This is a genomic window from Herbaspirillum sp. GW103 (assembly GCF_000261365.1).
GTDB lineage: Bacteria > Pseudomonadota > Gammaproteobacteria > Burkholderiales > Burkholderiaceae_D > Herbaspirillum.
In genome coordinates, this window is sequence record NZ_AJVC01000005.1 from 229,134 (window position 1) to 248,140 (window position 19,007).

Here is a 19,007-nt window from a genome sequence, read left to right on the forward strand (position 1 = left end):
AGTAAGACTCCTTATAGCTTCAGTAAGAATTAGTACGCGCCGGATTTCTTGAAGTCAGCGATGGCGGCTGCCAGGGCTGCCTCAGCATCCTTATCCAGTTGCTTGGTGTCTTCGATCTTCTTCAACAGCTCAGCGTGGCTGGTCTTCATGAAGTTGTGCAGAGCCGACTCGAAGGCCAGGATCTTCTTCACTTCGACGTCGTCCATATAGCCCTTGTTGACGGCGAACAGGGTGACGGCCATGATCGAGATCGATTGCGGGGTGTACTGAGCCTGCTTCAACAGTTCGGTCACGCGCGCACCACGGTCCAGCTGCTTGCGGGTGGCTTCGTCCAGGTCGGAAGCGAACTGCGCGAAGGCAGCCAGTTCACGGTACTGTGCCAGGTCGGTACGGATACCGCCGGACAGGCCCTTGATGACCTTGGTCTGAGCAGCGCCACCGACGCGCGACACCGAGATACCGGCGTTGATCGCAGGACGGATACCGGCGTTGAAGAGCGAAGTTTCCAGGAAGATCTGGCCGTCGGTGATCGAGATCACGTTGGTCGGAACGAAGGCCGACACGTCACCCGCCTGGGTTTCGATGATCGGCAGTGCGGTCAGGGAACCGGTCTGGCCCTTGACTTCGCCGTTGGTGAACTTCTCGACGTAGTCGGCGTTCACGCGGGCTGCACGTTCCAAGAGGCGGCTGTGCAGGTAGAACACGTCGCCAGGATAGGCTTCACGGCCCGGCGGACGGCGCAGCAGCAGCGAGACCTGACGGTAGGCAACGGCTTGCTTGGACAGATCGTCATACACGATCAGGGCATCTTGACCGCGGTCACGGAAGTATTCGCCCATGGCGCAACCCGAGTAGGCCGACACGTATTGCATCGCTGCCGATTCGGAGGCGGTCGCGGCCACGACGATGGTGTATTCCATCGCGCCGTGCGCTTCCAGTGCGCGCACCACGTTCTTGACCGACGAAGCCTTCTGGCCGATCGCAACGTAGATGCAGGTCATGTTCTGACCCTTTTGGTTGATGATGGCGTCGATCGCAACAGCGGTCTTGCCGGTCTGGCGGTCACCGATGATCAGCTCACGCTGGCCACGGCCGACGGGCACCATGGAGTCGATCGACTTCAGGCCAGTCTGCATCGGCTGCGACACGGACTGACGTGCGATCACGCCCGGGGCGATCTTTTCGATCGGGGCGGTCAGCTTGGCGTTGATCGGACCCTTGCCGTCGATCGGCTGGCCCAGTGCGTTGACGACACGACCCTTCAGTTCAGGGCCGATGGGCACTTCCAGGATACGGCCGGTGCACTTGACCAGGTCGCCTTCGGAGATGTGTTCGTATTCGCCCAGGATAACGGCGCCCACCGAGTCACGCTCCAGGTTCAGCGCCAGGCCGAAGGTGTTGCCCGGGAATTCCAGCATCTCACCTTGCATCACGTCGGACAGACCATGGATACGGCAGATACCGTCGGACACGGAGATGACCGTGCCCTGATTGCGAATCTCAGCGGTATCGCCAAGGCCTTGGATCCGGCTCTTGATCAGCTCGCTGATTTCAGATGCGTTGAGTTGCATACTAACTCCTAAAAATTGTTCTTTCGCTTAGCCAGCCAGAGGCACTTACGCGGCCAGAGCAGCTTGCAGCTGCTGCAGCTTCGCGCGCACGGAGGTATCGAACACTTCGTCGCCGACCACGACGCGCACACCGCCAATGAGGCTGCTGTCGACCGTCACGGAGGGGTTCAGCTTGCGGCCGAACTTCTTCTCCAGTGCCGAGACCACATCCTTGACCTGGGCATCGCTGAGCTCAAAGGCGCTCACGATGTTGGCATCGGCCGAACCTTCCGACGCGTTCTTGAGCGCGTGGAATTGTTCGGCGATCTGCGGCAGCAGGACCAGGCGGCCGTTGTCGACCAGCGTCTTGACGAAATTGCTCGCCTCGACGGACAGCGGAGTCTTCACGGCGGCGGCAAACACTTCGGCCAGCTTGTCGTGCGTTACGGAAGGATTCTGCGCCAGGGCCTGCACCTCGGGATGCGCTGCCACCTGGGCCATCTCGTCGATGAGATCGGACCAGGCTGCCAGGCTGCCTGCCTTGGCCACACGGAACAAGGCTTCGGCGTAAGGACGAGCGATCGTTGCGAGTTCGGCCATATTACAGCTCTGTCTTCAGTTGATTCAGCAAGTCGGCGTGAGCAGCCGCATTCACTTCGCGCTTGAGGATCTGTTCCGCGCCCTTGACGGCGAGCGTTGCGACCTGGCCGCGCAGTTCTTCGCGCGCCTGGTTCACTTGCTGTTGAGCGTCTGCACGAGCGTTGGCGATGATGCGGGCAGCTTCTTCAGCAGCCGTCTTCTTGGCTTCTTCGATGATCAGCTGCGCGCGCTTTTCGGCTTCGCCGATGCGCTTCTGGCCTTCATCACGAGCCGATGCCAGTTCGCCCTGGATACGCTTTTCGGCGGCGGCCAGATCGGCGCGACCGCGGTCAGCGGCTGCCAGCCCGTCCGCAATCTTCTTGGCGCGTTCGTCGAGCGCCTTAATCAACGGCGGCCACACGAATTTCATCGTGAAGCCGGCGAGGATGAAGAAGACCACGAACTGTGCAATCAATGTTGCATTTAAGTTCACGGTAATTTCCTTCTCAGAATAACGAGTGCCGGAACCAATCGTCCGGCAGATGAGAATCGGCTATGAAGCGCGAATTACTTGGCGATGAACGGGTTTGCGAATGCGAACAGCATGGCGATACCAACGCCGATCAGGAAGGCGGCGTCGATCAGGCCAGCCAGCAGGAACATCTTGGTTTGCAGGGTGTTCATCAGTTCAGGCTGACGTGCGGATGCTTCGAGGTACTTACCGCCCATGATCGCGATACCGATACAAGCGCCGATAGCACCCAGGCCAATGATCAAACCGCAAGCCAGAGCAACGAAAGAGACATCAGTCATGACAATTCCTTAAGAAAAGTTAAATTAAATACAAAACCAAAAAACAAACTGAAAAACAGGTACTGCAAGCCTTGTGTTAGTGCGCTTCGTGCGCCTGGCCCAGGTAAACCAGTGTCAACATCATGAAGATGAATGCTTGGAGCAACACGATCAGGATGTGGAAAATTGCCCAGATAGAACCGGCGATCACATGGCCGATGAAGCCGAATGCGGTCGCGGTCGATCCCAGCAATGCGATCAGCAGGAACAACAGTTCGCCTGCATACATGTTGCCGAACAGTCGCATGCCCAGGGACACGGTCTTGGCGGCGAATTCGATGATGTTGAGCAGCAGGTTGAACGGCGCGAGCCAGATGCCGAAAGGTGCTGCGAACAGTTCGTGGATGAAGCCACCAGCGCCCTTGATCTTGACGCTGTAGTACAGCATCAGGGCCAGCACGCCCAGGGCGATGCCCAGGGTGCCGTTGAGGTCGGCGGTGGGGACGATGCGGTGGTGCATTTCACCCAGACCGAACAGGCCCAGGATGCTGGAAGCCAGGTCCACCGGCAGGAAGTCCAGCGAGTTCATCAGGGCCACCCAGACGAACACGGTCAGCGCCACCGGGGCGATGAAGGTGCGGTCGCCATGGACGATGGCCTTGGACTGGTCTTCCACCATTTCCACGACCATCTCGACGAAGGCCTGGAAGCGGCCCGGCACGCCGGAAGTCGCCTTGCGGGCAGCCAGGAACATGAACAGGCAGCCCACCACGCCACAGAACACGGACCAGAAGATGGTGTCCACGTTGAGAACGGAGAAGTCGACGATCTTGGTCTGATGATGGGTGGAGAGGTGTCCGAGGTGGTGGACAATATATTCAGAGGCTGTCAGCGCGTGCTCTGCGGCTTCTACGGTCATGGTCGGTGTCTAAACAGTAAAATGAAATAACTCTTAAGCACCACGATGAAGCTCAGCAAAAATGCGAGCCAGTGCACACCGTGGTACAACCAAACGATCGCGCCCATGAGCGCAAAAGTCGTAGCAATCTTGATAAATTCCCCGAAGAAAAACGTCATCGGGTTGGTACCACCGGGTTTCTGCGCACTGACATGAAGTCGCAGTGCAAACAGGGCATTGGGGACGACACAGCAGACGCCTCCCAACAATGCGGACCAAAGCGCCGGAAGTCCGCCCAGCATGCCCGCCACCAAGGTGGCGATGACCGTGGCTACGAGCTGCAACAGAATGATGCGCAGCATATCTATCCAATATCGTGCATGCGCCGCACTCTTTACGAGCAGACGGCAGCTTAAAAGCCCGGCGATTATAAAGGTTCGTTTTCCGGTAAGTCAAACCTTTTACAGCCAGATCAAGGGCTTATCTGGGGCACTTCGCGGTGAGTTGTGGCAAATAAGCAGCCACTTCGATTTTTTGCAGTGCAGCATGAGAGCCTTCGTTCCGTTTCCGGTCAACTGCCCCTTCCGGATCCCGAGGGATCATTCCTTCTTGTTAATTTATTCAGATCTGTGCGCGAGGCAGTGAATTTGCTGGCAGGCCAACGGCCTGGCCGGGAAAATTGCCCCGGTTTTTGAAACAGCGCCCAATTTAATCAAAAATGTGCTGCCACGCCAGAGAAATATCCCGCAAATTCAATGATTTACGGAAATTCTCAGGCCGCTCGCAAACGTTGACGGACAATGCTGACATTTTGTCAGGAAATCGGAAGTGATCAGACGACCTGGCTCGCTTTTGGTGTCTCATGTTGCAGCACAGCGCAAGCCGTGCAAAAAGTGAGCCGACTCACCAGACCGGTGCAGTGGTCGGACCGCCGATGCCGTAGAAATACGGCATCGGGTCGGTGTCAGGACTACCCCTCCCGGGCGGCGTCCGCTCACCGATATGCTATGGCCGCCGAAACAGCAGCAAATGAAGAAAATGGACGGTCCATCGACGCTTGGTCAGCGGCTTCCGCCCCCTCCCTGTGCACTGCGCCAAACGACGCGTCCGGACCGAAGAAAGCGTAAGGATCATGCAGAGTCTGAGATAATCACGAGGTTGCCAACTTATCAAGCGAAGCTCATATGAACATTCTCGTCACCGGCGGTGCCGGCTACATTGGTTCGCACACCTGCGTGGAATTGCTCAAGGCCGGCCATGAAGTCATCGTCTTCGACAATTTCTGCAACAGCAGCCCGGAGTCGGCGGCGCGGGTCCAGCAGATTGCCGGGCGCACGCTCTCGCTGGTAAAGGGTGACATCCGCAATCGCGAGCAGCTGGAAAGCGTGCTGCGCGAATTCAAGTGCGAGGCCGTCATCCATTTCGCCGGGCTCAAGGCCGTGGGCGAATCGGTTGAGCAGCCGCTGATGTACTACGACAACAACGTGGTCGGCACCGTGCGCCTGCTGGAGGCCATGGAGGCCACGGGCGTGAAGACCATCGTCTTTTCTTCTTCGGCCACGGTCTATGGCGATCCCCAGTACCTGCCGCTGACCGAGGCGCATCCGCTGTCGGCCAGCAATCCCTATGGCCGCAGCAAGATCGTCATCGAGGACATGCTGCGCGACTACCATCGCGCCCATCCCGACTGGAAAATTGCCTTGCTGCGCTACTTCAATCCGGTGGGGGCGCATGAGAGCGGGCTCATCGGTGAAGATCCGGGCGGCATCCCCAACAACCTGATGCCCTTCGTGGCCCAGGTCGCGGTGGGTCGCCGCGAGAGGCTCAACATCTGGGGCGGCGATTACGCGACCCCCGATGGTACGGGCGTACGTGACTTCATCCACGTCGTCGACCTGGCCGTCGGCCATCTGGCGGCCCTGCAGGCGCTGACCGAACCGCAATGCTTTGCGGTCAACCTGGGCACCGGCAACGGCTACAGCGTGCTGGACGTGGTCAAGGCCTACGAGAAAGCCTCGGGCAAGCCGATTCCCTACATCATTGCTGCACGCCGCCCGGGCGACATCGCCTCCTGCTATGCCGATCCGGCCGAAGCGCGCCGCAAGCTCGGCTGGGAAGCCAGGCTGGGGCTGGACGCCATGTGTGCCGATTCGTGGCGCTGGCAGCAGATGAATCCCAACGGTTTCAGGTCCTGATCCGCCCGTCTGCATCATGATCTTCGTCACTGGCGGCGCCGGCTTCATGGACAACAGTTCCTGGCCGCCGATCTTGGACGACTGTCAAGAACTGAAGATCGCTTTTCCGGAGGAGATCGCCTATCGACGTGGCTACATCGACGCGGCGCAACTGGGACAACTGGCCATGCCGTTGAAGAAGAACGCCTACGGGCGGTATCTGCTGCAACTGCTTTCGGACCCGGACATCTGAACATGCAGATTTTTCCTACCTCACTGGATGGCGTACTGCAGATCGCACCGCAGGTGTTCGGTGATGAACGCGGCTATTTCTACGAGAGCTTCAACGCCCGCACATTTGCCGAGCTCACGGGGCTGCATCCGGACTTCGTTCAGGACAACCATTCTCGTTCCATGCGCCATGTGCTGCGTGGCCTGCATTACCAAATCCGGCATCCGCAGGGCAAACTCGTCCGCGTCACCATGGGCGAGGTACTCGACGTGGTGCTGGACATCCGTCGCAGCTCGCCGACCTTTGGCAAGTGGCAAAGCTTGCGTCTGTCAGCGCAGAACAAGCATCAGTTGTGGATTCCTCCCGGCTTTGCACACGGTTTTGCGGTGTTGAGCGAGTGGGCCGAGGTGCAGTACAAGACGACGGACTACTGGATGCCGGAGCATGAACGCTGTATCGCGTGGAATGATCCCGCCCTCGGCATCGACTGGGAGCTGGACGGCCCGCCCAGCCTGTCTGCCAAGGATCAGCAAGGAAAGCCGCTGGCCCAAGCCGAGGTGTATCCGTGAAGATCATGCTCACCGGCGCGACCGGCCAGGTCGGCCATGCCCTGGCCGAAACGCTGGGAGGCCACACGCTGGTAATGCCTGGTCGTGATGCCCTGGACTTGTCCAGGCCGGACCGGATCGCTTCCTGCGTGGAGCGCATCGCGCCTGATCTGATCATCAATCCGGCCGCCTATACGGCAGTCGACAAGGCCGAAGACGAACCGGAACTGGCCAGGCTCATCAACACCGAAGCGGTCCGCGCACTGGCGCAGGCGGCCGCCCTTCACGGCATCGGGCTGGTACATTTTTCCACCGATTACGTCTTCGATGGCACCAAGGAAGAGGCCTATCGCGAATCCGACCCGACTTGCCCGATCAACGTCTATGGACGCACCAAACGGGACGGGGAATCCGCCATCATCGACAGCGGCTGCGCCTTCTGGATCCTGCGCACCAGTTGGGTGTATGGCCGGCATGGGGGCAATTTCATGAAGACCATCCTGCGGCTGGCGCAAGAACGTGACGCGCTCTGCGTCGTCAATGACCAGTTTGGGGCACCCACCTTCGACGAGGTGATCGCGCAGACGCTCAGGCAGATGCTGGAAGCGGGCAAAGGCCGGATCACGGAGCACATGCGGGCCAGCACCGGGATCTATCACCTCACCTGCGGCGGCCAGACCAGCTGGCATGCCTATGCTTGCAAGCTGATCGACGCCATGCCCTCCCTGGGCCTGGTATCGCGCATGAGCAGCCGGAACGTGCAGGGCATTGCCAGCGCGGCCTATCCGACGGCGGCACGACGCCCGGCCAATTCGCGGCTGCATACCGACAAACTGCGACACACCTTCCATCTGGATCTGCCCCACTGGGCCGAGGCGCTGGATCAGTGCCTTGCCCTGATGACGTCTTCGCCGTCATCACATTGACCGCGCAGCATGGCTGCGGGTTGATATCGCGCAAAGCATCGGTCCGGCAACGCCTGCATACTGTTTCCCAGCAGAATACGTTGCTGTTTTTACAATTTTGTATCTATCCTGATGCCGGGTTGGAGCGTGGAAACCTGCTCCTGTCGCGGTGAGCCGGAAGGGTGAAGCGGGCGGACGCCGATGTTGCGGCGGGGAGTTCAGAAGCTGAACCGCAAGGAAGAAGGTGGCGCGGCTGGCGGGGATCGAACCCACGACCCTTGGCTTCGGAGGCCAATACTCTATCCACTGAGCTACAGCCGCGCTGATGGGGAGAACCCCGGAAAGGCCTGAAGGATACCGTCTTTCCAGCGGGACGTCCATGGCGCTGGCGGTTTTTCCGTGTCAAACGGAAAGCATTGTGACTATAATCAAGAGTTCGGCGAGAGAGCGCAATGAAAGCCCTGCCTGATCCCAGTTCCACGCAATGCCAGGCGATAAGGCGATACAAAGGGAACCGACGTTTTCCGCCCCAATTTCGAGGAAACATTACGGAGGGACGCCCATGAGCTCAGCTCAGCATGAACACGAGTCGGCAATCAAGACTCCCAAGCAATTGATCGCAGCCGTCGTCGCAGGTTTCATGGTGCCCATCGTGTGCATCGTGCTGCTCGTGCAGTACGTGACCAACGGCCAGAAAACCGGGGCCGGCTCCGACGGCCAGACGCCCGAGATGATCGCGGCACGCATCAAACCCGTCTCCGACGAAGGCTTCACCTTCCGTGATGCCAACGGTCCCAAGCAACTGCTCTCTGGTGAAGAAGTCTACAAGACCACCTGCGCCGCCTGCCACGGCGCCGGCGTGGCCGGTGCCCCCAAGGTCGGTGACGCCGCCTCCTGGCAGGCCCGCATCGCACAAGGCTATGACACCCTGGTCTCGCACGCCATCAACGGCCTGCGCGCCATGCCCGCCAAGGGCGGCAACCCGGACCTGGACGATGTCGAAATCCAGCGTACCGTGGTCTACATGGCCAACCAGTCCGGCGCCAAGTTCAAGGAACCCGAAGTGAAGGCCCCGGCAGCCGCCGAAGGCGCTGCACCCGCCACCGAAGCACCGGCCAAGTAATCGCCGCAACGCCGGCGTCCCGGCGGTCGGCCTGAACAAAAAATCCCCGAACCAGGCGTCGGGGATTTTTTTCATTTCCATTCACCTGCATGCGGAGCTGAAAAACGGCCCCGCACATCAGCCGCTTCGGCTGCGCCCGTTCACCGGACGCTCCGAAGCATCCTTCATATCGCCTCAATACCGCTGTGGTGGCGGGGGCGGCGGATAGTTGCCCGGTGCGGCGGCCTGCTGCTCGGCCACGAAGATTTCCACACGGCGGTTCTTGGCGCGGTTGGCATCGCTGGTGTTGGGCACCAGCGGCTCATGCGAGCCACGCCCCATGATGCTGAAGCGGCTGGCGGCCACGCCACGCGCGGTCAGGTAATCGCGGGTACGCGCTGCGCGCTGCTGCGACAGCGGGTCGTTGATGGCATCGTTGCCGGTGTTGTCGGTGTGCCCCACGATGGTCACGGTGGTGGCCGGGTTCTCCACCAGGGTGGCGGCGAAACGGTCCAGCACCGGACGCATCTCCGGCTTGATGTCGGCACGGCCGGTATCGAAAGAGATATCGCTGGGGATTTCCAGCTTCAGGCGGTTGTCGGCGGTCTGCGTGACTTGTACGCCAGTACCCTGGGTCGCCTGCTCCATGGCACGCTTCTGGTTTTCCATGCGGTTGGACCAGATGTTGCCGGCCACCGCACCAATGGCACCACCAATGGCCGCACCGCCCAGTGCACGTCCGCCACCGCCGCCGCCGGTGGCCGCACCGATGATGCCGCCCAGGCCCGCGCCAATACCTGCACCGGTGGCCGTACCGCGCTGGGTCGGGCTCATGTCGGCGCAGCCGGAGAGCGCCAGTACGCCGGCGATCGCTGCAATTGAAATTTTCTTCATGTCATGTCCTTTCTTGCCTTCTCAGTCTTGTTGTCCAGGCCATGGGCCGGTGTCCTTCAGAGCGCATCGGGGCCGATATGTTCCTGCCGCGCTTGGCAACGCGCCACGCATAAACGACAAAGGCATCCGGAACTCCGGATGCCTTCGGGGAAACCTCACGGCCCGGCAGCCCGTAGTGCAGCCATCATTCCTGCTCGGGCGGCCCTTGCAGTGCGGGCGCGTCGGCCTCCTCGCGGGCGCTGCCACGCTGGCTGAAGTAGTAGGTCAACCCGCCCGCCGCGGCGATCACGGCACCCATCATCAGCGGCTTGCGCAACCAGCGGCGCGACAACAGCGATGCGCCCGTCATCAGCAATGGGGTCACCGTCTGCAGGTTCAGGTTGCCCAGCCCGCCGCCAAGCGATTTCAGCGACTTGATCGACTGTACCGTTCTGCCGCCACCAAACAGCGAGGCGGCGAAATGGCCCACTCGGCTCAAGGCGCCCTTGGCGAGCGACTCGGCGCTCAGATTCTCGCGCACCACTTCGCGCGCCTCCATCACGCCCAGCCGGTACAACGCGCCCTGCGCCAGCACCTTGCGCTTGCGTTCCTCATGGGTCATGCCCTGGTCCTGATCGCTCATGCAGTCCTCATTGAACTAGGAAAATTGCCACAGACATCACGTGCAGGCCGTCTCATCACAACAGCGCATCGCGATCCTTGCGCAGCTCGGACATGGTCTGTGGCAACGACAGCTTGCCCTGCATCAGCACCGACCTGGCGTAGTACACCAGACCCACGGTCGCCACGCTGAAGACCACACCCAGCAGTGCCAGGATCTTCCAGCCCCAGGTGTCCCAGGCCAGCATGACCACCAGCACCGACCAGAAGGCGATGGCGAACCACAGCGCCACCGCCGCCAACACGAAGATGACGGCGAAGCGGACCAGATTGGCACCGATCTCCGACATCTCCAGCGAAGCCAGTTCGATGCGGCTGATGATGAGGCCCAGCAGGTTCTTGGCCAGACCCAGCAAACCCGCCGTCAGACCTGGGTTGGCGGCGTGGGCGGTCGGGCCTTCCTTGTGGGGAGTCGCCATCGGCGCGGCGCTTACTTGCTGCGACCGATGACCAGGCCCACCAGCAGGCCCAGGCCTGCCGAAATGGCCACGGCACGCCACGGATTCTCATGGACGTAGTCGTCGGTCTTGGCAGCGACTTCCTTGCCCTTCTCGATGGCGGCGGTCTGGGCGGTCTGGGCGGCTTCGGCAGCGGCCTCCAGCAGGGTCAGGCCGCGTGCGCGCAGCTCGTCAGCCTTTTCGCCGGTGGCGGCGGCGGCTTCGGCGAACAATGCCTGGGCGTCCTTGACCAGTGTCTTCATGTCATTGCGAACGGTCTTCAATGCGGGGGATTGAGGCATGTAAATTCTCCTTTTTTGCCGGTGATGAAAAAGACAAGCAAGTCGCCGCTCCCTGAACGCTGCACCTCGACAGATGCTGCATTGCGACGACCTTTTGATTCTACAGAGTCCGCAACGAAGCGGATAGCGCATTGCAGCCATGCTGCAAAGGCGATGCAGCTGGCTTGCGCCCGCGCAAAGAGGGTTCGATGACGCCGGCGGGCTTAGGTTCCGGCCAATCCGGCAGGATCAGAAACGGGTTTCGCGTGCTGCCCGCAGGAAACTGTCCAGAATCGGCGTGCAGTCCAGCAATTCGGGACCGCCGGCCCGGTGGAATTCCGGGTGCCACTGCAGGCCCATGACGAAAGGCGCCTTGCGATAGCGGATCGCCTCCACGATCTGGTCCGGCCCCGACACGGCCTCCACCGACAGATCCCGTCCCAGGTTGTGTACCGCCTGGTGGTGGATGGAGTTGACGATCGCATTCTCGGTCTTGACCATGCCCGCCAGGGACGAACCCTGCGGGAAATGCAGGGCGTGGTAATTGCTGTCGTACTGCTCGTTGACGTGCGGGATGGCGGTGGGCACGTCAGTGGCAATGTCCTGGTAGAGCGTGCCGCCGAAAGCCACGTTGATCAGCTGGCAGCCACGGCAGATACCCAGTACCGGCTTGCCGGCCTCGATGAATTCATGCAGCAGTTCCAGCTCGTACATGTCGCGCACGCGGTCGCCGCTCCATTCGGGGCGGGTCGCGGCCTGCGCATAACTCTGCGGCGAAACGTCGGCACCGCCCTGCAATACCAGGCCATCCAGATGCTTGGCATAGTCACGCAGGCGGATGTTGCTGGGGTGGACCAGGCCATTGGTATTGACGGTCGGGATCATGAACACCAGCACGTCACGCGACATCACCCATTGCGCGATCGATTCTTCCAGGTACTGCAGGGTCTTGCTGCGCAAGCCCTTGGCGCCGCTCTCAGGATGGAAGATGCGTGCCGACACGCCGATCTTGAGGGTACGCTGCATGACGCGGCGCCCGGCCTTGTCCGACAGCTGGCGCAGGCGCGCCGTCAGGAAGCGCCAGGTCTGCGCCCAGGGCGCATCGCCCGCATGATGGGGCGGCGGCGGCAAGGAGGTGTAGACGCTCTGCTGCGCCTGACCTGTCGCCTGGGCCTCGGTCGCCTCGGCAACGGTTTGCGCGCCCGGTCCCGGCTGGGCCGGCGTGGTCGGGGTCCCGGCCGTTGCCGCTGCGGCTACCACCGTGGTAGCCGGTGCGACGGAAGGCTGTGCAGGCGTCTGGGAGGCGGCCGGCGCCCCGGAGGCATCGGCGGAGACTGGCTTGGCCGGCGCCGCACCCGGGGTGCGGTCTGGCGGCAGGTTGGCTTCGGAATCTTGGATGTCGGACATGGCTGCAATAAGTGATCAGGATGAATGAACTGCGGCCAGTGGCATCGTCGGCAAGCTAGCCGGCGATGGCGCGACGGGCCCGGGGAGTGGCTGAGTATAAGCGCATTGCCCGGCTTTGGACACCTGCCCGCCAGACAGTGGGCGAGCAGTTTCATACAAGCCGGCCCATGTGCTTTCATGGCACACTCCCTTTGCTCATCATGGCAGACAACACAAAGGCCACGCATGTTCCGGCCATTTGCGCCGCAGCCGCAAGTGTCCGCCCTGCCCGCCACCTACCTAGCCCGCACCGCCACCATGTCCAAGGTCCTGATTCTGTATGCCCATCCCGCCGCCGAGCTCTCACGCACCAACCGCCTGATGCTCCAGGCCGCCACGCGCCTGCCCGGCGTGACCGTGCATGACCTCTACGAGCACTACCCCGACTTCCACATCGATGTGCCATACGAGCAGCAGTTGCTCAGTCAGGCCGAACTGATCGTCATGCAGCATCCCATCCACTGGTACAGCATGCCGCCCCTGCAGAAGCAATGGCTGGACAGCGTACTGGCGCGCGGCTGGGCCTTCGGTCACGACGGCCATGCGCTGGAGGGCAAGCGATTCTGGCTGGTGGCCTCCACCGGCGGCGAGACGGCGTCCTACCAGAGCAGCGGACGCCACGGCCATCACTTCGCCGACTTCCTGCCGCCCTACCAGCAGACCGCGCGCCTGTGCGGCATGCAGTGGGTGGAGCCGCTGATCCTGCATGGCGCCCATCACGTCCCGCCGGTAGCGTTCCAGCACCATGTGGATCGCTACCTGGAGGGCCTGCAGGCATGAGCCACGCCGCTGCTTTCTCACCAATCCTCGCGCATGCCCGCGCGACTGCTTCAACTGACCGGACCTCACCATGGATGAACAACTGCTGATCGCCCTCGTCTACCTGCTGGCGGCGGTGGCGGCCGTGCCCATCGCCAAGCGCCTGGGACTGGGCGCGGTACTGGGCTACCTGCTGGCCGGCATCGTCATCGGCCCGTGGGGACTGGGGCTCATTACCGAGGTCAAGCACATCCTCGAATTTTCTGAATTCGGCGTGGTACTGCTGCTGTTCCTGATCGGTCTCGAACTGGACCCCAAACGTTTGTGGGCCTTGCGCCGTTCCATCTTCGGCTGGGGCAGCGTGCAGGTGGCCGCCGTATCGCTGGCCCTGTTCGCCGCTGCGCTGGCGGCGGGGGTACCGTGGCGCATCGGGCTCATCGGCGCGCTCGGCATGTCGCTTTCGTCGACCGCCATCGCCCTGGCCACGCTGGGCGAGCGCAAGCTCACCGCCACGCCGGCAGGCGCGGCCGGGTTTTCCATCCTGCTGTTCCAGGACATCGCCGCCATCCCCATGATGGCCGCCGTCCCCCTGCTGGGCGTGGCCGCCAGCCAGGGCAGCGGGCAAGGCTGGCTGCATGCAGGCCAGGTAGCACTGGTGATCGCGCTGCTGATCTTCGGCGGGCGCGTGCTGATCCGCCCCATCCTGCGCATCATCGCCAAGACCGACATGCGCGAGATCTTCACCGCCTTCGCCCTGCTGCTGGTCATCTCCACCTGCCTGCTGATGCAGTCGGTGGGCATGTCGATGGCGCTGGGCACTTTCCTGGCCGGCGTGCTGCTGGCCGATTCCGAATACCGCCATGCACTGGAAAGCGACCTGGAACCCTTCAAGGGCTTGCTGCTGGGTCTGTTCTTCATAGCCGTGGGCATGTCGGTGGACTTTGGCGTCTTCCTCGCCCAGCCCTGGCGCATCCTCGGCATGGTGGCGGGCTTCCTGACCATCAAGACGGGGGTGATGTGGTTCCTCGGACGCTGCTTCGGCATCCCGCGAGGACAGCAATTATTCTTTGCCTTCCTGCTGTCGCAGGGCGGGGAATTCGCCTTCATCGTCTTTGGCGCCGCCGTCACCGCCAAGGTACTGACCCCGGAGGTCTCCTCCATGCTGGTGGTCGTGGTGGCACTGTCGATGCTGGTCACGCCGCTGCTGTTGCTGGTGCATGACCGCCTGCTGGTGCGCTGGCTGGAAGGCGGCAAGCGCCGCCCGGAAGACCGGATCGGCCCGCAGGACAATGCCGTCATCATCGCCGGCTTCGGACGCTTTGGCCAGATCGTGGGACGTCTGCTGGCAGCCAACGACATCGGCGCCACAGTGCTGGATCATGATCCGGACCAGATCGATTTCCTGCGCAAGTTCGGCTTCAAGGTGTTCTATGGCGACGCCACCCGCATCGACCTGTTGCGCACCGCCGGTGCCGACAAGGCCAAGGTCCTGGTGATCGCCATCGACGATGCGCAGGCCGCACTGGACATGGTGGAAAAAGTGCGCGAGGAATTCCCGCACCTGCAGATCGCGGCCCGTGCCCGCAACGTCACGCACTACTATGACCTGATGGACCGGGGCGTTACGGTACTGGAACGCGAGACTTTCGAAAGTGCCCTGCACATGGGGCGACAGGTGTTGCAGCAACTGGACTTCGGCGCCTATCGTGCGCGCGAGGCCGCCATGAAATTCCGCTCTCACAATCTGAAAACCCTGGCAGCGCTCTACCCGCACTACAAGGACCAGGCACAGATGGTATCGATGGCCGTGCAGGCCCGCGAAGAATTGCAGGCCATGTTCGCCGGTGACCGCGAAGCCATGGAGCGCGACCATGCGCATGACCAGTGGCGCGAGAAACCAGCAGCAACCCCGCCATCGTCGGCAGAATAAAAAAAGGCCGGACACGCTTGCGCACATCCGGCCAAATCCCTCACTGCTTACTGCTTACCACTTACTACTCACTACTCACTGCTTACTGCTCACCGGTACTACTCACTGCTAAACCTCAAGACTTCAACGACGTCGATCGCATGAACCGTCCGGATCAATTCAGCGTCAGCGGGACGAAGATCTTCTCGTCACCACGTTCCACCAGCAGGGCCACGTTCTTGCCTGCCTCGCTGGCCAGCTTGCGCAGTTGCGCCACACTGGAGACCGGGCTGCCGTTGAGCGCCAGGATCACGTCACCGCTCTCGATGCCGGCGATGGCCGCAGGACCACTGGCATCTTCCACCAGCAAGCCCTTCTGTCCGCCCAACTGGGCCTGCTCATCCTTGGTCAGCGGGCGTACCGACAGACCCAGGCGTCCCTGATCATCGGACTTGCCGGGCTTGGCCTCGTTCTTGGCCTGCTTCATTTCGCCCACGGTCACGTTCAAGGTCATCACCTTGCCGCCGCGCATGACCTGCATCGGCTTGTTGCTGCCCGGTGCGGTATCGGCCACCAGAGTGGGGAGGTCCACCGAATGATTGATGGCATGACCATCGAAACTGAGAATCACGTCACCCGCCTGCAGACCCGCCTTGTCAGCCGGGCTGCCCTTTTCCACCGAACTGATGAGTGCACCCTCGGCCTTCTTCATGCCGAAGGATTCAGACAAGGCCTGGTTCAGATCCTGCACCGAGACCCCCAACCGTCCACGGGTCACCTTGCCGTGCGTGACCAGTTGCTGCTCGACCTTCATCGCCACATCGATGGGGATGGAGAAGGACAGCCCCTGGAAGCCGCCGGTCTGGCTGTAGATCTGCGAGTTGATACCGATCACCTGCCCGTTCAGATCAAACAGCGGCCCCCCGGAGTTGCCGGGATTGACGGCCACATCGGTCTGGATGAAAGGCACGTAGTTGTCGTCCGGCAGGCTGCGCGACTTGGCGCTGATGATGCCGGCCGTGGCGGTGTTGTCGAAACCGTAGGGTGAGCCGATTGCCAGGACCGGCTGACCGACCTTGACCCGGGAAGGATCGCCGATCTGCACCGTCGGCAGGTTCTTGGCATCGATGCGGATGACGGCGATGTCGCTCTGCTTGTCAATGCCCAGCACCTTGGCCTTGAACTCGCGGCGGTCGGTCAGCTTGACCACCACTTCCTGGGCACCATCGACCACGTGGGCATTGGTCAGGATCAGGCCATCGGGCGAGATGATGAAACCGGAACCGAGCCCGTGCATGATGCGCGGCTGCTGCGGCATCTGCAGCTGCGGGCCGAAGCGCTTGAAGAATTCGGAGAAGGGATCGTTGGGATCGAGGCCGTTGTCTTCATCATCGGACACCTTGCGGGCCTTGCCGGTGACACTGATGTTGACCACGGCCGGGCCATAGCGCTGGACGATGCCCGAGAAATCGGTCGGCGCCGCGACCACCGGTCCGGCCGGGGCAGCGGACGCGGTGCTGGAGGCCACCACCGGGGCGTTGAGCGCGGCCGCGTGCGCCGACGGCAGGTCGACGCCGCGAAAATAGACGTAGCTGCCGCCGACCACTGCGGCAATCATGACGGCCAAAGTGTTACGAACAAAAACGATACGACGGCTCATCTTCTTCTCCTTGATCGAACGGGATATCGATGGCTGAACCCTGGCAGCGCCGCTTGCAGCGCCTGTTGGCCTCAACCGTTGGAGTGAAGATTAAGCAGTGAAAATTAAGAGAAACTTAAGGCTGAAAAAAGCAGCATTCATCTGCGCTTAATGCTCGCCGGCTGCCATCCCCTCAGGACTTCAGCAGCGTGAACACCACCCGGGCCTGCAGGCCATGCCCGGTATTGCGCAAGTCCACCGGCAAGCGGTGCAGATCGGCAATCTGGCGCACGATGGCCAGCCCCAGCCCGCTACCGAAAGCACCCCGCGCGCTGGTCTGCTCCTGGCTACGCCTTGCCCGATAGAAGCGGTCGAACACGCGCGGCAGTTCGCTCTCTGCGATCCCCGGCCCGCTGTCCTGGATCACCACCGTGCACTGGTCGGCCGCGCCAAACTCGAAGCCGACATCGACCACACCTCCCGTCGGGGTGTAGCGCAAGGCATTGTCCACCAGATTGTTGAAGAGAATGCGCAGGGCGTCGGCGTTGCCCTGTACCCGCAGCGCACGACCATCATCACCCTGTTCCGACAGACCCAGATCGATGCCACCATGCTCGGCTACCGTGGACAGGTCCCCCACCACGCTGCCCAGCAGTGCGCGCAGGTCGACCTCGGCAAAACCCATGGCATCCGGCTCCTGGCGCGCCAGCGTGAGCAGCTGGTGCACCAGATGAGTGGCGCGCTCCAATCCGTTCTTCAGGTCGTCGAAGGCTGCGCGTCGCTCCTGTTCATCGGTGGCGCGCTCGGCCAGTTGGGCCTGCAGACGCAGGGCCGTCAGCGGCGTGCGCAATTCATGGGCGGCGTCGGCGACGAAGGCGCGCTGCGTTTCGGTGGCGTGCTTGAGGCGCGTGAGCAGATCATTCAAGGCATGCGTGAGCGGCTGTATCTCCTGGGGCATGCCCACGTCCGACAAGGGTTGCAGCGAATTCATGTCGCGCGCCGCCACTTCGGCGGCGGCCTTGCGCACCGGCGCCAGCCCCCGGCTCACCGCCACCCACGACAGCACACCGATCAGCGGGAACAACAACAGCAAGGGCACCACCGTCTTGACCGCCATCTGCGCCGCGATCTCGTCGCGCGCACTCTGCGGCTGGGCCACCTGCACCACGGTACTGCCGATCTGGGCGCTGTAGACACGCCACATGCCATTGGGTCCGCGCACATTGGCAAAGCCCAGTTCGGCCTGGCGCGGCATGGCACCGCGCGCATGGGAGTGATAGATGACTGCGCCGCGACTGTCCCAGATCTGCATCATGATCTCGTCTTCCAGCTCGGGGAATTGCTGGCCGGGAGAGATGGGAGAAAATGCCTGGCGCGGCAGCGAGGCCGCGATCTGACGCATCTGATAATCGAAGATCTGATTGGCTTCGCCGCGCGCCTGGAAGTACAGCGCCACCCCGGCCATCACGATGATGGAAAACAGTCCCAAGCCCAGCCACAGCAACAGCTTGTTGCGGATCGATTTCATGCCGGCACCAGGTAGCCCACGCCGCGCACGTTCTTGATGAAGTCGCTGCCGACCTTCTTGCGCAGCGCATGAATGTGGACTTCGACGGCATTGCTCTCGATGCTGTCATCCCAGCCGTAGAGTTTTTCTTCCAGCTGGGCGCGCGAGAGCACCACACCGGGCCGGTCCATGAAGGCATGCAGGAGGGTGAATTCGCGCGCCGACAGGTTGACCGGCTTGCCGCTCACGGTCACTTCATGGGTGGCCGGATTCAAGACCACCTCGCGCACCTGCACCAGGCTTTCGGCGCGTCCGGCCTGGCGGCGCGAGAGGGCGCGCATGCGGGCCGAGAGTTCTTCCAGGTCGAAGGGCTTGATGAGGTAATCGTCGGCACCGGCATCGAGTCCGGCCACGCGGTCGGCCACCGCATCGCGGGCCGTGGTGATGAGGACGGGAATGACGCTGCCCCGTTCGCGCAGGGTGCGCAGCACGGCCAGGCCATCCTTTTGCGGCAGGCCCAGATCCAGCAGCAACATGGCGTAGTCCTCGGCGCGCAGGGCGACGTCGGCCGACTTGCCATCCTGCACCCAGTCGATGGTGAAGCCATCCTGGCGCAAACCCTTGCGCACGGCCTCACCCACCATGGGATCGTCTTCCACCAGCAATACGCGCATGTCTACAACTCCTGATCGGAC

20 protein-coding genes, 1 tRNA gene and 1 pseudogene are annotated in these 19,007 nt (G+C 62.1%); 7 read left to right on the plus strand and 15 right to left on the minus strand.

From position 1 onward, the window contains the following. Positions 1-29: 29 nt before the first annotated feature. The 6 genes from atpA to GWL_RS18255 form a co-directional block, all read right to left on the minus strand. Positions 30-1,571: a F0F1 ATP synthase subunit alpha gene (gene atpA / locus GWL_RS18230; protein WP_008332982.1), complete on the minus strand. Its 1,542-nt coding sequence runs from the start codon at positions 1,569-1,571 to the stop codon at positions 30-32. A 45-nt stretch (positions 1,572-1,616) separates the two neighbouring features. Next, positions 1,617-2,150, minus strand: a complete 534-nt coding sequence (locus GWL_RS18235; protein ID WP_008332984.1) for a F0F1 ATP synthase subunit delta — start codon at positions 2,148-2,150, stop codon at positions 1,617-1,619. A 1-nt stretch (position 2,151) separates the two neighbouring features. Beyond that, positions 2,152-2,622, minus strand: a complete 471-nt coding sequence (locus GWL_RS18240; RefSeq protein WP_008332985.1) for a F0F1 ATP synthase subunit B — start codon at positions 2,620-2,622, stop codon at positions 2,152-2,154. A 74-nt stretch (positions 2,623-2,696) separates the two neighbouring features. Then, positions 2,697-2,942 carry a F0F1 ATP synthase subunit C gene (gene atpE / locus GWL_RS18245; RefSeq protein WP_006461334.1) on the minus strand — a complete coding sequence of 82 codons (246 nt, stop codon included), beginning with the start codon at positions 2,940-2,942 and terminating at the stop codon, positions 2,697-2,699. 76 nt (positions 2,943-3,018) lie between these two features. Beyond that, positions 3,019-3,840 carry a F0F1 ATP synthase subunit A gene (atpB, locus tag GWL_RS18250; RefSeq protein ID WP_008332987.1) on the minus strand — a complete coding sequence of 274 codons (822 nt, stop codon included), beginning with the start codon at positions 3,838-3,840 and terminating at the stop codon, positions 3,019-3,021. After that, a complete protein-coding gene (locus GWL_RS18255; RefSeq protein ID WP_008332989.1) occupies positions 3,837-4,181 on the minus strand; it encodes an ATP synthase subunit I in 345 nt (114 codons plus the stop codon). Before GWL_RS18255 ends, atpB begins: the two co-directional genes overlap by 4 nt. 822 nt (positions 4,182-5,003) lie before the next feature. On the opposite strand from GWL_RS18255, the gene galE reads away from it, so the two are divergent. From galE to rfbD, 4 genes and pseudogenes are all read left to right on the plus strand, one after another. Then, positions 5,004-6,014, plus strand: a complete 1,011-nt coding sequence (gene galE, locus GWL_RS18260) for a UDP-glucose 4-epimerase GalE (protein ID WP_008332990.1) — start codon at positions 5,004-5,006, stop codon at positions 6,012-6,014. 85 nt (positions 6,015-6,099) lie between these two features. Continuing rightward, positions 6,100-6,246 (plus strand): annotated as a pseudogene (locus GWL_RS18265) (glucose-1-phosphate thymidylyltransferase); the annotation flags it as partial. A gap of 2 nt (positions 6,247-6,248) precedes the next feature. Further along, the gene (gene rfbC, locus GWL_RS18270) at positions 6,249-6,794 is read left to right on the plus strand and encodes a dTDP-4-dehydrorhamnose 3,5-epimerase (protein WP_008332993.1); all 546 of its coding nucleotides are present in this window, start codon (positions 6,249-6,251) and stop codon (positions 6,792-6,794) included. Between the two features lie 5 nt (positions 6,795-6,799). Next, positions 6,800-7,699 (plus strand): dTDP-4-dehydrorhamnose reductase, encoded by a 900-nt coding sequence (gene rfbD, locus GWL_RS18275; RefSeq protein ID WP_034351441.1) that lies wholly within the window; start codon positions 6,800-6,802, stop codon positions 7,697-7,699. A 224-nt stretch (positions 7,700-7,923) separates the two neighbouring features. Here the strand turns inward: rfbD and GWL_RS18280 are convergent. Beyond that, positions 7,924-7,999: transfer RNA gene (locus GWL_RS18280), tRNA-Arg, on the minus strand. 241 nt (positions 8,000-8,240) lie between these two features. Between GWL_RS18280 and GWL_RS18285 the strand changes: the two genes are divergently transcribed. Beyond that, a complete protein-coding gene (locus tag GWL_RS18285; protein ID WP_008332995.1) occupies positions 8,241-8,801 on the plus strand; it encodes a cytochrome c5 family protein in 561 nt (186 codons plus the stop codon). Positions 8,802-8,975: 174 nt separating this feature from the next. Here the strand turns inward: GWL_RS18285 and GWL_RS18290 are convergent, their stop codons facing one another. The 5 genes from GWL_RS18290 to GWL_RS18310 form a co-directional block, all read right to left on the minus strand. Continuing rightward, a complete protein-coding gene (locus GWL_RS18290; protein WP_008332996.1) occupies positions 8,976-9,674 on the minus strand; it encodes an OmpA family protein in 699 nt (232 codons plus the stop codon). 184 nt (positions 9,675-9,858) lie between these two features. Then, positions 9,859-10,296 carry a hypothetical protein gene (locus tag GWL_RS18295; protein ID WP_008332997.1) on the minus strand — a complete coding sequence of 146 codons (438 nt, stop codon included), beginning with the start codon at positions 10,294-10,296 and terminating at the stop codon, positions 9,859-9,861. 55 nt (positions 10,297-10,351) lie between these two features. Continuing rightward, on the minus strand, positions 10,352-10,753 hold the full coding sequence (locus GWL_RS18300) for a phage holin family protein (RefSeq protein WP_008332998.1): 402 nt from the start codon (positions 10,751-10,753) through the stop codon (positions 10,352-10,354). Between the two features lie 11 nt (positions 10,754-10,764). Further along, the gene (locus tag GWL_RS18305) at positions 10,765-11,073 is read right to left on the minus strand and encodes a YqjD family protein (protein ID WP_008333001.1); all 309 of its coding nucleotides are present in this window, start codon (positions 11,071-11,073) and stop codon (positions 10,765-10,767) included. A 228-nt stretch (positions 11,074-11,301) separates the two neighbouring features. Beyond that, the gene (locus GWL_RS18310; RefSeq protein ID WP_008333003.1) at positions 11,302-12,459 is read right to left on the minus strand and encodes a gamma-glutamyl-gamma-aminobutyrate hydrolase; all 1,158 of its coding nucleotides are present in this window, start codon (positions 12,457-12,459) and stop codon (positions 11,302-11,304) included. Positions 12,460-12,714: 255 nt separating this feature from the next. Between GWL_RS18310 and GWL_RS18315 the strand changes: the two genes are divergently transcribed. Both GWL_RS18315 and kefC read left to right on the plus strand, forming a co-directional pair. Beyond that, on the plus strand, positions 12,715-13,278 hold the full coding sequence (locus tag GWL_RS18315; protein ID WP_237713598.1) for an NAD(P)H-dependent oxidoreductase: 564 nt from the start codon (positions 12,715-12,717) through the stop codon (positions 13,276-13,278). Between the two features lie 70 nt (positions 13,279-13,348). After that, positions 13,349-15,187, plus strand: a complete 1,839-nt coding sequence (gene kefC, locus GWL_RS18320) for a glutathione-regulated potassium-efflux system protein KefC (protein ID WP_008333006.1) — start codon at positions 13,349-13,351, stop codon at positions 15,185-15,187. A 154-nt stretch (positions 15,188-15,341) separates the two neighbouring features. On the opposite strand, the gene GWL_RS18325 is transcribed toward kefC, so the two are convergent. The 3 genes from GWL_RS18325 to GWL_RS18335 form a co-directional block, all read right to left on the minus strand. Then, complete coding sequence (locus GWL_RS18325) at positions 15,342-16,826, minus strand: DegQ family serine endoprotease (protein WP_008333008.1); 1,485 nt, start codon at positions 16,824-16,826, stop codon at positions 15,342-15,344. A gap of 172 nt (positions 16,827-16,998) precedes the next feature. Then, positions 16,999-18,333: an ATP-binding protein gene (locus tag GWL_RS18330; protein ID WP_008333010.1), complete on the minus strand. Its 1,335-nt coding sequence runs from the start codon at positions 18,331-18,333 to the stop codon at positions 16,999-17,001. Continuing rightward, positions 18,330-18,986, minus strand: coding sequence for a response regulator (locus tag GWL_RS18335; protein ID WP_008333012.1), 657 nt, complete (start codon positions 18,984-18,986; stop codon positions 18,330-18,332). Before GWL_RS18335 ends, GWL_RS18330 begins: the two co-directional genes overlap by 4 nt. Positions 18,987-19,007: the final 21 nt, after the last annotated feature.